General features: G+C 46.4%; 9 protein-coding genes. 7 read left to right on the top strand and 2 right to left on the bottom strand.

Features of this window, described 5'->3' with window-relative positions; translation table 11 throughout:
• Positions 1–31 precede the first annotated feature (31 nt).
• Positions 32–673 carry a DUF2959 domain-containing protein gene (locus VHA02S_RS18355; RefSeq protein WP_026138173.1) on the top strand — a complete coding sequence of 214 codons (642 nt, stop codon included), beginning with the start codon at positions 32–34 and terminating at the stop codon, positions 671–673.
• Between the two features lie 97 nt (positions 674–770).
• Here VHA02S_RS18355 and VHA02S_RS18350 read toward each other — a convergent pair whose 3' ends face one another.
• Both VHA02S_RS18350 and typA read right to left on the bottom strand, forming a co-directional pair.
• Complete coding sequence (locus VHA02S_RS18350) at positions 771–1,319, bottom strand: AAA family ATPase (RefSeq protein ID WP_038897933.1); 549 nt, start codon at positions 1,317–1,319, stop codon at positions 771–773.
• A gap of 75 nt (positions 1,320–1,394) precedes the next feature.
• Positions 1,395–3,224, bottom strand: a complete 1,830-nt coding sequence (typA, locus tag VHA02S_RS18345; protein WP_005448526.1) for a translational GTPase TypA — start codon at positions 3,222–3,224, stop codon at positions 1,395–1,397.
• A gap of 530 nt (positions 3,225–3,754) precedes the next feature.
• Between typA and glnA the strand changes: the two genes are divergently transcribed.
• The 6 genes from glnA (at position 3,755) to add (ending at position 12,395) form a co-directional block, all read left to right on the top strand.
• Positions 3,755–5,164: a glutamate--ammonia ligase gene (gene glnA / locus VHA02S_RS18340; RefSeq protein ID WP_005448527.1), complete on the top strand. Its 1,410-nt coding sequence runs from the start codon at positions 3,755–3,757 to the stop codon at positions 5,162–5,164.
• Positions 5,165–5,360: 196 nt separating this feature from the next.
• Complete coding sequence (locus VHA02S_RS18335) at positions 5,361–5,942, top strand: DUF4124 domain-containing protein (RefSeq protein ID WP_038897932.1); 582 nt, start codon at positions 5,361–5,363, stop codon at positions 5,940–5,942.
• 130 nt (positions 5,943–6,072) lie between these two features.
• Positions 6,073–7,119, top strand: coding sequence for a nitrogen regulation protein NR(II) (glnL, locus tag VHA02S_RS18330; RefSeq protein WP_038897931.1), 1,047 nt, complete (start codon positions 6,073–6,075; stop codon positions 7,117–7,119).
• 60 nt (positions 7,120–7,179) lie between these two features.
• Positions 7,180–8,583, top strand: coding sequence for a nitrogen regulation protein NR(I) (gene glnG / locus VHA02S_RS18325; RefSeq protein ID WP_005448532.1), 1,404 nt, complete (start codon positions 7,180–7,182; stop codon positions 8,581–8,583).
• A 112-nt stretch (positions 8,584–8,695) separates the two neighbouring features.
• Entirely contained in the window at positions 8,696–11,242 is a 2,547-nt protein-coding gene (gepA, locus tag VHA02S_RS18320) for a phosphodiesterase GepA (protein WP_038897929.1), read from the top strand.
• Positions 11,243–11,390: 148 nt separating this feature from the next.
• The gene (gene add / locus VHA02S_RS18315) at positions 11,391–12,395 is read left to right on the top strand and encodes an adenosine deaminase (RefSeq protein ID WP_005448535.1); all 1,005 of its coding nucleotides are present in this window, start codon (positions 11,391–11,393) and stop codon (positions 12,393–12,395) included.
• Positions 12,396–12,408 lie beyond the last annotated feature (13 nt).

The raw sequence follows: 12,408 nt of genomic DNA, 5'->3' as shown, positions 1-12,408 counted from the left end.
CATCCCATAAATTAGCGTCGAGGACATAAGAATGCCTTATTTATTAGCAATTGTACTATCAATTTTCACTTTGACAGGATGTCAGTCCGCATATTATTCAGCAATGGAACAAGTGGGTTACCACAAACGTGACATTATGGTTGATCGTGTGGAAGACGCCAAAGAATCGCAGCAAGACGCACAAGAAGAGTTCACCAGCGCGCTAGAAGCTCTTTCTGCGTTGACTAACTTTGACGGCGGTGAGCTAGAAAGCGTCTACAACAACATTAACGACAAATACGAAGACAGTGAAAAAGCGGCGCAAGATGTACGCGACCGGATTGCTGCAATTGAAGATGTGTCAGATGCTCTGTTTGATGAATGGCAAGGCGAGCTAGACCTATACACCAGTGCGAAACTGCGTCGCTCTAGCGAACAGAAGTTGCGTGAAACCAAAGCGTCTTACAAAACCATGCTTAACGCTATGAAGCGTGCAGAAGACAAAATGACGCCAGTATTGAATACGCTGCGTGACAACACGCTTTATCTAAAGCATAACTTGAACGCAAGCGCGATTGGTTCATTGAAAGGTGAATTCTCTAGCCTAGAGAAAGACATTCAATACGCAATCAAACAAATGAATGCCGCGATTACTGAGTCAGATAAGTTCTTACAGCAGCTGAATCAAAAGTAATTCGATAAAGCCTCCTCCTCGTGAGGAGGTTTTGCTATCTAGCGACCAAGCTATCCCTAGCTCCGTCAGTCACATGCATACCTACCAAGCTCTATCTTTACTCCCCACCTTCTACCTCAGCAACTAAGCCCATTACTTGTCGAACAAACGCCACCCGTTCAGCTACGCTTCCCCATGGCACTTCAACCACTTCATACCCCAGTTCAGTATAGGTATCGACTAAGGTTTGATGGATTTGTAGCGCCTCTTCAAAACTGTGTGGACGCACATCATCTTGAACATAAATAGAGGCTTCAGGTCGACATGTGAGCACCTTACTCTGGTACCCAGCACTCTCAATCAAGAAGGCTTTTTCAACGGGACAGCCGCCCACTTTTAAATACGCCACGATGTCTGGGATAGCGCGGTCAACAAAAGCGACTGGATGATTCAGCGCTTCTCGCTTTTGCTTGCCCATTAACTCAAGGCATAAGTTGGCAAACTCAGGTAAATTCGTCCAAGGCAAAATACCATTGTCCAATTGGCTTTGCTGCTCAATCAAGGTACGTGAACCTTCAGCAAAGGTGGCGTACCCCAACTCGCCTAACGCATTCAACAAGGTGGTTTTACCTGCACCCGGGCCACCAGTGATAACAATTGGCGTCATCGTCTTGTTCCTTCAGATACAAAAAGCCCCGAGCATAACTCGGGGCTTATTCTTAATCGAATCCGTTACAGCAAATTATTTTGCTGAACGTGAAGCACGTTTACGATCGCTTTCCGTTAGGAATTTCTTACGGATACGGATGCTTTCAGGTGTTACTTCTACTAGTTCGTCATCATCGATGAACTCTAGTGCTTGCTCAAGAGTCATCTTGATTGGTGGAGTAAGAACCTGTGCGTCATCTGTACCAGATGCACGAACGTTGGTTAGCTGCTTACCTTTCAGTGCGTTTACTGTTAGGTCGTTGTCGCGGCTGTGAATACCGATAACCATGCCTTCGTAAACTTCAACACCGTGACCGATAAATAGACGACCACGTTCTTGAAGGTTGAATAGTGCGTTAGTTAGCGCTTTACCCATTGCGTTAGCAATTAGTACACCGTTTACACGTTGACCGATGTTACCGCCTTTGTGTGGCGCGTAGCGATCAAACGTATGGTATAGAAGACCAGAACCAGAAGTCAGCGTCATGAACTCAGTTTGGAAGCCGATCAGACCACGAGATGGCATTTCGAAGTCCATACGTACACGACCTTTACCATCTGGAGACATGTCTTTCAGCTCACCTTTACGTAGGCCGATGTTCTCCATGATGCCGCCTTGGTGCTCTTCCATAACGTCGATAGTTACCGTTTCGAACGGTTCCAATAGCTGACCATCTTCTTCTTTGATGATTACTTCTGGACGAGATACAGCAAGCTCGAAGCCTTCACGACGCATGTTTTCGATCAGGATAGATAGGTGAAGCTCACCACGACCTGATACGCGGAATTTGTCTGGATCGTCTGTTTGCTCTACACGTAATGCAACGTTGTGTACCAATTCCTTCTCTAGACGCTCAAGGATGTTACGTGAAGTAACGAACTTACCTTCTTTACCCGCGAATGGAGACGTGTTTACTTGGAACGTCATTGTTACTGTTGGTTCATCAACAGACAGCGGCGGTAGTGCTTCTACTGCGTTTTGCGCACAGATAGTGTCAGAGATTTTTAGCTCGCCAAGACCTGTGATTGCAATGATATCACCAGCGTTAGCTTGCTCAACTTCGTGACGCTCTAGGCCAAGGTAGCCCATTACTGTACCCACTTTACCGTTGCGAGTTTTACCGTCAGCACCGATAACTGTTACTTGTTGGTTTGCTTTCACGCTACCACGAGTTACACGAGCAACACCGATAACACCAACGTAAGAGCTGTAGTCTAGCTGAGATACTTGCATCTGTAGTGGACCGTCTAGGTCAACTTCTGGAGCCGCTACTTCTTCAACGATAGTTTCGAATAGAGGTTCCATGTTTTCGCCAGTTTCGCCTTCTTCTAGAGAAGCCCAACCGTTAAGTGCTGACGCGTACACAACTTTAAAGTCTAGCTGTTCGTCAGTTGCACCTAGGTTGTCGAATAGGTCGAAGACTTGGTCCATAACCCAATCAGGACGTGCACCAGGACGGTCAATCTTGTTGATTACAACGATTGGTTTAAGACCGTGAGCAAATGCTTTTTGAGTTACGAAGCGAGTTTGCGGCATTGGACCATCAACAGCGTCAACGATAAGTAGAACTGAGTCTACCATCGACATGATACGTTCTACTTCGCCACCGAAGTCCGCGTGTCCCGGAGTATCTACGATGTTGATGCGGTAGTCATTCCAGTTAATTGCTGTGTTCTTAGCAAGAATGGTAATGCCACGCTCTTTTTCAATGTCGTTCGAGTCCATGACTCGCTCTTCAGCTTCACCGCGAGACTCAAGCGTGCCTGATTGTTGTAGCAGCTTGTCAACCAACGTTGTTTTACCGTGGTCAACGTGCGCGATAATCGCGATATTTCTTAATTTATCAATCTGTGGAGTAGCCATGGATATTGATTCACTTAGATAGATGAAATGCCCTCATGCTGAGAACGGGTGCTCTCTGACGACATTTACTGATTAAAAAAACGGCCATAATGTACCAGATTCTAGCAAAAAGCATAGAGATATGTGATCTACTCCCGAGCATTTCTGTCAAATTTACGCTTAACACCCGCTTTAGAGCGCCATGCGAATTGATTCAACGCAACTTTATTCCAATCGCGCATATTACAAATTGACTCTTGCTCAAAAACTGGGCTGAATAAGCAACGTAGTTGTCACATTGTGGTGCAATAATAAAATAATGCACCATAACAGTGCACCTGCAGATCATTTTGGTGCAATCGTTTGCACCAAACTAGCGTATAAAAACGCAATCCATTGAAATTAATGGAATAATTTTTTTGGCACGGTTTTGGCTTTAGAGAAACCAGCATCGATTAATAAAATGTCAAACAGATTAATCAATGCTGGATTTAATTAATGTTTCATAAATCGAGCTTTTACCGCTTTATTAACACTGGAGGTTATCCAAGATGTCAGTAGAAAACGTTTTATCACTGATCCAAGAAAACGAAGTTAAGTTTGTTGACCTACGCTTCACTGATACAAAAGGTAAAGAGCAGCACATCTCTATCCCTGCTCACCAAATCGACGCAGACTTCTTCGAAGAAGGTAAAATGTTCGATGGTTCATCAGTTGCTGGCTGGAAAGGCATTAACGAATCAGACATGGTTATGATGCCAGACGCATCTTCTGCAGTGCTTGACCCATTCACTGAAGATGCAACGCTAAACATCCGTTGTGACATCCTTGAGCCTGCAACAATGCAAGGCTACGACCGCGACCCACGCTCTATCGCTAAGCGCGCAGAAGACTTCATGCGCTCTACTGGTATTGCAGACACCGTTCTTATCGGTCCTGAGCCAGAGTTCTTCCTATTCGACGACGTTAAGTTCGCAACTGACATGTCTGGTTCTTTCTTCAAGATTGATGACGTAGAAGCAGCATGGAACACAGGTTCTGATTACGAAGAAGGTAACAAAGGTCACCGTCCAGGCGTTAAAGGTGGTTACTTCCCAGTAGCTCCAGTAGATTCATCTCAAGACATCCGTTCTGCAATGTGTCTAGTAATGGAAGAAATGGGTCTAGTTGTAGAAGCGCACCACCACGAAGTAGCAACTGCGGGTCAAAACGAAATCGCAACTCGCTTCAACACGCTAACAACGAAAGCTGACGAAATTCAAATCTACAAGTACGTTGTACACAACGTTGCTCACGCATTTGGTAAGACGGCGACATTCATGCCTAAACCACTAGTTGGCGACAACGGTAGCGGCATGCACGTTCACCAATCTCTAGCAAAAGATGGCGTAAACCTATTTGCTGGTGACAAGTACGGCGGTCTATCTGAAACTGCACTTTACTACATCGGCGGTATCATCAAGCACGCTCGCGCAATCAACGCATTTGCGAACCCATCAACTAACTCGTACAAGCGTCTTGTACCAGGCTTCGAAGCACCAGTAATGCTAGCTTACTCAGCGCGTAACCGTTCTGCTTCTATCCGTATCCCAGTGGTACCAAGCCCTAAAGCGCGTCGTATCGAAGTTCGTTTCGGTGACCCAGCGGCTAACCCATACCTATGTTTCGCAGCAATGCTAATGGCTGGTCTTGACGGCATTAAGAACAAGATCCACCCAGGTGAAGCGATGGATAAAGACCTTTACGACCTACCAGCTGAAGAAGCAGCAGAAATCCCAACTGTTGCATACTCACTAAAAGATGCACTAGAAGAACTAGATGCAGACCGTGAGTTCCTAACTGCAGGTGGTGTATTCTCTGACGACTTCATCGATTCTTACATCGGTCTTAAGTCTCAAGACGTAGAGAAAGTAAACATGACAACTCACCCACTTGAGTTCGAACTTTACTACTCTGTATAAGGTTTCAGCTGTGTAAAATGTAAACGCAGTTACAAAATATTAGGCTCGCCTCGCAGGCGGGCCTTTTTTGTATTCGCTCACTCTATTTGGGCGTTTAACATGGAGGGATAACTAAAATACGCTCAGACTCTTTTGCTTGATAAGTCAAAGAGCTAAGCACCTAAACGTGAAATCATCTATCAAAAGAAGGTGAGCAATGAAAGTTCAGCTTTTACCATCACTATGCGCCCTCAGTAGTGTACTGATTGCAACGACAGCCTTAGCTCAAGTCGCGTACACTTGGGTGGATAAAGACGGTGTGGTGCACTTCAGTGACACACCAAACCAAGGCGCAAAGACCATCTCTCTACCAAATCTTGAATCCAGCGCTCCAGCCCCTAAAGTGGAGAGCACCGAGTCTCTCGCTCCACAAGCAAATGCAGCTCAGAAGCCGACCACAGAGAAAAAAACTAAAACGGATAAACCGTTACCCCTTTCCCTCACTATGCTCACTCCACAGCACGATGAAACCATTCGCAGTAACTCTGGTGTCATCAATATTCAGCTCGAAGCAAACCGCAAATTAGGCATCGGCGAACAACTGCAACTCATCCTTGATGGTAAGCCTTATGGAGCTCCTCAAAGCCGCTTAACTTGGCAGCTAAACAATATCGACCGTGGCACACACACCCTTGCGGTAAAAGCAAAAAGAAGCGGCAAGCTTATTGCATCTACTAGCCCTATAACGGTGCATTTACATAGAGCGAGTATCAAGCCGACCATTAAAGGGGCAAAGTAGAATATTAAGTGAAAAAAACCGCACTCTGATGGCGCTTTTCACTTTTTCTTCTTAGATTTATTCGCCATACTTACGTTCTATTGCACCAATATAGTGCAACGCACAATCACAACGCAAACAAGGACGTAATGTGGATACCAGTCTCTCCAGTGCCATTCTCAATAATATGGTGACAGCTACGCTGATTCTTGATGATGGGTTAGCGGTACGTTACGCCAATCCCGCGGCTGAGTTGTTGTTCTCACAAAGTGCTAAACGCATTGTTGAACAGTCGTTATCTCAGTTAATTCAGCATGCGTCACTGGATCTCGCCCTGCTCACTCAACCATTGCAGAGCGGACAAAGCATCACTGACAGTGACGTCACTTTTGTCGTCGATGGGCGTCCTTTGATGCTCGAAGTCACCGTCAGTCCTATTACATGGCAAAAACAGCTGATGTTGTTGGTTGAGATGCGCAAAATTGATCAGCAACGCCGCCTAACTCAAGAGCTCAATCAACACGCTCAACAACAAGCGGCGAAACTGTTAGTACGCGGTTTGGCGCATGAAATTAAAAACCCACTCGGCGGTTTACGCGGCGCAGCACAACTATTGGAAAAAATGCTGCCCGACCCTTCCTTGACGGAATACACACACATCATCATTGAACAAGCTGACCGATTGAGAGCCTTGGTTGATCGTCTTCTTGGACCGCAAAAGCCGGGTAAGAAAGCACAAGAAAACCTGCACCAAGTGTTGGAGAAGGTACGTCAATTAGTCGAATTGGAGTCACAGTATTCGATCGTCATCGAACGAGACTACGATCCGAGCTTGCCAGAGATTTTGATGGACGCGGACCAAATCGAGCAGGCAATGCTCAACATCGTCAGCAATGCGGCACAGATTCTGTCCCACCAAGAACACGGTAAAATCACCATACGCACCAGAACGGTGCATCAAGCCAACATTCATGGTCAGCGTTGCAAACTCGCGGCTCGCGTTGAAATCACTGATAACGGACCAGGAATTCCACCCGAACTGCAAGACACGCTTTTCTACCCTATGGTCAGTGGACGCGAAGGCGGAACCGGACTTGGGCTATCTATTTCACAAAATTTGATCGACCAGCATAACGGCAAGATTGATGTCGAGAGTTGGCCAGGTCACACCACTTTTACTATTTATTTGCCAATCTGACTTGGTTAATTGGCTTTGCTATTCGTCAGTTTTTAGGCTTTTGCTGCAAGGATTTATTACATGAGTAAAGGATATGTTTGGGTCGTCGATGACGACAGTTCGATTCGTTGGGTCATGGAGAAAACCCTCTCCTCAGCCGACATCAAATGCGAAACCTATGCGGATGGGGAAAGCGTTTTAATGGCGCTAGAACGTGAAGTACCAGACGTTTTAGTTTCTGACATTCGCATGCCGGGTATCGATGGCTTAGAGCTATTAAAACAAGTACAACGCGACTACCCAGATCTCCCCGTCATCATCATGACGGCGCATTCCGATTTAGATGCGGCAGTAAACGCCTACCAAAAAGGCGCTTTTGAATACTTGCCCAAACCGTTTGATATCGACGAAACGCTCACATTGGTAGAGCGCGCCATAGCTCACAGCCAAGAGAACAAGCGCGAGCAACTTCTACCGGACGATATCCCTACTGATACACCTGAAATCATTGGTGAAGCACCAGCAATGCAAGAAGTATTTCGTGCTATCGGTCGTTTATCGCGCTCTTCTATTTCTGTTCTGATCAACGGTGAGTCGGGTACCGGCAAAGAATTGGTTGCTCATGCCTTGCACCGCCACAGTCCGCGCGCCAACAAACCTTTTATTGCCCTCAATATGGCTGCGATCCCAAAAGACTTGATTGAATCGGAACTGTTTGGTCACGAGAAAGGCGCATTTACTGGTGCCAATAGCGTCCGTCAAGGTCGCTTTGAGCAAGCCAATGGTGGCACGCTGTTTTTGGATGAAATCGGTGACATGCCATTAGATATTCAGACCCGATTATTGCGCGTGTTGGCGGATGGTCAGTTTTATCGCGTTGGCGGACACTCTCCAATCCGTGTCGACGTTCGTATTGTCGCAGCTACCCACCAAAACCTTGAAAAATTGGTCCATGAGGGTGATTTCCGCGAGGATTTATTCCATCGTTTGAACGTTATTCGCGTGCAAATCCCCGCACTGAGAGAACGTAAGCAAGACATTGAAAAACTCACCCAACACTTCCTCGTTCGAGCGGCAGATGAACTCGGTGTTGAAACCAAAACCCTGCATCCATCTTCGGTGGAAATTCTTAATCGCCTTGATTGGCCGGGTAACGTTCGCCAACTGGAAAATATCTGTCGCTGGTTAACTGTTATGGCCAGCGGAAGTGAGGTGCTACCTAGCGATTTGCCTGCCGAATTGCTGGAAGAAAAGAAAATCATCACTGAAACCACCAGCGGCAGTTGGCAAGAACAATTGGCGGATTGGGCACGCCATGCGCTAGAAGCTGGGGATAAAGAACTGCTTTCCTACGCTTTACCAGAATTTGAGCGCATTTTATTGGAAGCCGCATTAGAACATACTAAAGGTCATAAGCAAGATGCCGCTAAAGTATTAGGTTGGGGACGCAATACCCTAACCAGAAAATTGAAAGAACTGTACTGACCTTAAGCGGCAACGAGTTTGACAAAAGGTTATCAAGCGCACACTTTTGCTCTCGCTTGATAACCTAAGTATCAGTACAATTATGGTACGACACCCCTTATATGGCTAGGCAATGTCAAACGCAACGACTCAAATTACACTACGCACCGCTGTACTCATCCCTTTTGTGATGATTTTTTTGCTGGCTATCAGTGTGATTGTTTACGTCCAGAAACAGAGCTATGAAGAGGTTGTTACCGACATCAGTGACAAACAGCTTTCTGTATTAACAGAGAGTGTCCACGATCATCTGAATGATTACCTGCGCAAGCCTTTCACTGCAGTGACTGCGCTTGGTCACAACGTTAGTTACCACAATCTTTATCGCCCGCACGACACCAAAGAAATCCAAGACTATCTGTTAAGTGCCTTTAAGGATTTGTATCATTCGATCCCACAGTTAGATGTCATTGCATTCGGTTCAGAATCTGGGGACTTTACAGGTTTTCGTCGTGAATCTGATGGCGCCTATACACTGATGCTTCAAGACCATCGAACCAATGGCAACTTAGTGATTTACGGTAGTGAAACCATCAGTGATGACATTCGCACCATCATCGAGCCTTACGATCCTCGCACTCGTCCTTGGTACCAACCCATCGCTCAAGACAACAAACCTCGTTGGTCGAGCATCTATGCTAATGCCGACGAACGTCAAGACATCACTCTGTCAGCGATGACGCCTATCTATGAAATGGGTGAGTTTGCTGGTGTGTTGGTAACCGATGTGCGCATCAATACGTTTAACTTATTTTTGCAAAAGCTTAAGCAAGATACGAATGCCTCGGTTTACATCATGGACCAAGAGCAACGCTTAGTGGCGCACTCTGGACAAGGTAGTGTGATTTCGTGGGGGACAAAGTTCTCAGATAAAGGTCAGCGCTTATTCGCTTCAGAAAGCGCAGATCCAGTCATTCAGATGAGCGCGGCTCGCGTCAGTGGCAAAAACCTAAGCTACAGCGATAAGCCTTATACTTTTGAGTTCGACTTCAACGGTCAGCGCACCTTTAGCCGAGTCACGCCATATCATGATGCTAACGGTTTAACCTGGTTTATTGGCACTTCGATCTCTGAGACAGAACTACTTGGCACCCTACCAAAGAGCCAGCAAAGAAGCTGGATGGTGGGGATTTTCGTTAGCTTAGTTGGCATCGTCATTAGCATGCTTATCTTCAGCCGAGTTACTCGCCCCATCAATGCCACAGCGACAGCAGCCCAACACCTTGCGAAAGGCGATTGGGATAGCACTATGCCTCGTCCTGGTTATGTGTACGAGACGACTATTCTGGTGCAAGCGTTTAACGAGATGGCAAGCAATCTCAAAGCGTCCTTTAAAGCACTGCGTGAACAACTTGAGTTTGATTCTCTAACCCGCCTGTATAGCCGCCAAGGGCTAATAGAAGTGAGTGACAGCTTACCTCACTCAGGGCAAGGGAGTTTGTATCTTATTGGGATCAACAAATTTAGAGATATCAATGACAGTGTTGGTCATCACAACGGCGATAAGCTTCTGATACACATCGCTGAACGCCTTAAACAGCAACTGCAAGATGAAGCGACACTAGCGCGCATCGGTGGTGATGAGTTTGCCGTATTCATGCCCAACACAAACAGTGATAGCGACATCAGCTTAGTTGAGCGCCGTTTACACCAACTGTTGGCAGCACCATTTGTTCTTGATGGTGAAACGGTCGTCATTAAAGTTTCTATTGGCGTCGTACGCACTCAGCCCGATCAGACAATGTCTTTATGGCTGCGTAATGCCAGTATTGCGTTGAGTTACGCGAAACAAGATTCTCGCACCAGCGTCTGCCACTACAGTCCTGAAATGGCGAGCGCGTCTAAATTCCGAACTCAGATGATCGCTAAGATTCAAACAGGCATCGATAACCGTGAATTTGTGCCTTTCTACCAACCTATTATTGATCTTGCATCAGGCAACATTTGTGGCGCCGAAGCACTCGCACGCTGGCACAGTGATTCGGGAATGGTATCTCCGTTAGATTTCATCCCAATCGCCGAAGAAAGCGGCATGATCAAGACCATTGGTCAACAAATCTTATTCCAAGCGTGTAGTGATACTCGTAAAGCAATCGACAGTAGACGTTGGCCTGAAGACTTCCAATTACACGTTAATGTGTCGGTTCATCAGCTTTCAAGCCCTAACTTTGTTGAATCCGTGGCGAAAGTGCTGCGAACAACGGGGCTGCCTGCTACCAATGTGACGCTGGAGATCACCGAGTCGCGTATCATCGACAGCGCACCAACGACACTGGATAATTTGCTCAAACTGCGAGAAATGGGACTAGGTATTGCTATTGATGACTTCGGCACAGGTTACTCATCTCTGGCTTACTTACACGCATTACCGTTTACCTGCTTGAAGATAGATCGCACCTTTATTAATCGTCTGACTAAAGAGAACCTCGACAGCTCTGTTGTATCAGCGATCATCAACATCACCAAAGGCATGAAGACCAATGTAGTAGCAGAAGGCGTGGAAACGGCTGCGCAAGCACAACTGCTCAGTTCACTTGGCTGTAATCAGGTTCAGGGTTTCTACTACAGTCGCCCAATGCCGATGGAAGAATGGCCAACACATTTGGTTAACATGAAGTAGAAAACAGCTGAAATCGTTGATTTCCTAGTCACCCTCTACTGACAACTTGCCTAACTGTTATTTATACTTAACTGCAAATCTTCCCCATGTATTGTCATTGATAATGTTTGGGCTGAGTTCCTGTTCACAACAAACCCGGATCGCCATAATGATAACTAAGAATCTTCCCCTAACTGATTTGCACCGTCACCTTGACGGCAACATTCGTACTAAGACTATTCTTGAGCTTGGTCAGCAATTTGGTATTGCGCTACCTGCTTACGACATCGAATCACTAACACCACACGTTCAAATTGTTGAAGCTGAGCCATCTCTTGTTGCTTTCCTTTCTAAGCTTGATTGGGGCGTAGCAGTGTTGGGGGATCTAGATGCGTGTCGCCGCGTTGCTTACGAAAACGTTGAAGACGCACTAAACGCGCAAATTGATTACGCAGAACTGCGTTTCTCTCCATACTACATGGCGATGAAACACAAACTACCAGTCGCAGGCGTAGTAGAAGCAGTAGTTGATGGCGTGCAAGCGGGTATGCGTGATTTCGGTATCAAGGCAAACCTAATCGGTATCATGAGCCGTACTTTCGGTACTGATGCGTGTCAGCAAGAGCTTGATGCAATCCTTAGCCAAAAAGACCACATGGTTGCCGTTGACCTTGCTGGTGATGAGCTTGGTCAACCAGGTGACCGTTTTGTGTCTCACTTCAAACAAGTGCGCGACGCAGGTCTGAATGTAACGGTGCACGCAGGTGAAGCGGCTGGCGCAGAAAGCATGTGGCAAGCTATTCAAGAGCTTGGAGCGACACGTATCGGTCACGGTGTGAAAGCAATCCACGATCCTAAACTGATGGATTACCTTGCAGAAAACCGTATTGGTATTGAATCGTGCCTAACGTCAAACTTCCAAACTAGCACTGTTGAATCATTAGCAAACCACCCACTGAAACAGTTCCTAGATCACGGCGTACTTGCGTGTCTAAACACGGACGATCCAGCAGTGGAAGGTATTGAACTGCCTTACGAATACGAAGTGGCGGCACCAGCAGCAGGCCTAACTCAAGAACAGATTCGCCAAGCGCAAATCAACGGTCTAGACATCGCTTTCCTATCAGATGCAGAAAAAACTGAACTGAAAGAAAAAGTGAAAGATCGCGCTTAATTGCCGCAAAAAC

The sequence above is a fragment of the Vibrio harveyi NBRC 15634 = ATCC 14126 = KCTC 12724 genome, assembly GCF_001591145.1.
Taxonomy (GTDB): Bacteria; Pseudomonadota; Gammaproteobacteria; order Enterobacterales; family Vibrionaceae; genus Vibrio; species Vibrio harveyi.
Note: the sequence above shows the minus strand (reverse complement) of the source record. Positions and strands in the feature narration are given on the sequence as shown.

Excerpts from the sequence above, each read along its gene's own strand:
- gepA (WP_038897929.1), top strand. The coding sequence starts at position 8,696 with ATGTCAAACGCAACGACTCAAATTACACTACGCACCGCTGTACTCATC.
- VHA02S_RS18335 (WP_038897932.1), top strand. The coding sequence starts at position 5,361 with ATGAAAGTTCAGCTTTTACCATCACTATGCGCCCTCAGTAGTGTACTG.
- glnG (WP_005448532.1), top strand. The coding sequence starts at position 7,180 with ATGAGTAAAGGATATGTTTGGGTCGTCGATGACGACAGTTCGATTCGT.
- VHA02S_RS18355 (WP_026138173.1), top strand. The coding sequence starts at position 32 with ATGCCTTATTTATTAGCAATTGTACTATCAATTTTCACTTTGACAGGA.
- typA (WP_005448526.1), bottom strand. The coding sequence starts at position 3,224 with ATGGCTACTCCACAGATTGATAAATTAAGAAATATCGCGATTATCGCG.
- add (WP_005448535.1), top strand. The coding sequence starts at position 11,391 with ATGATAACTAAGAATCTTCCCCTAACTGATTTGCACCGTCACCTTGAC.
- VHA02S_RS18350 (WP_038897933.1), bottom strand. The coding sequence starts at position 1,319 with ATGACGCCAATTGTTATCACTGGTGGCCCGGGTGCAGGTAAAACCACC.
- glnA (WP_005448527.1), top strand. The coding sequence starts at position 3,755 with ATGTCAGTAGAAAACGTTTTATCACTGATCCAAGAAAACGAAGTTAAG.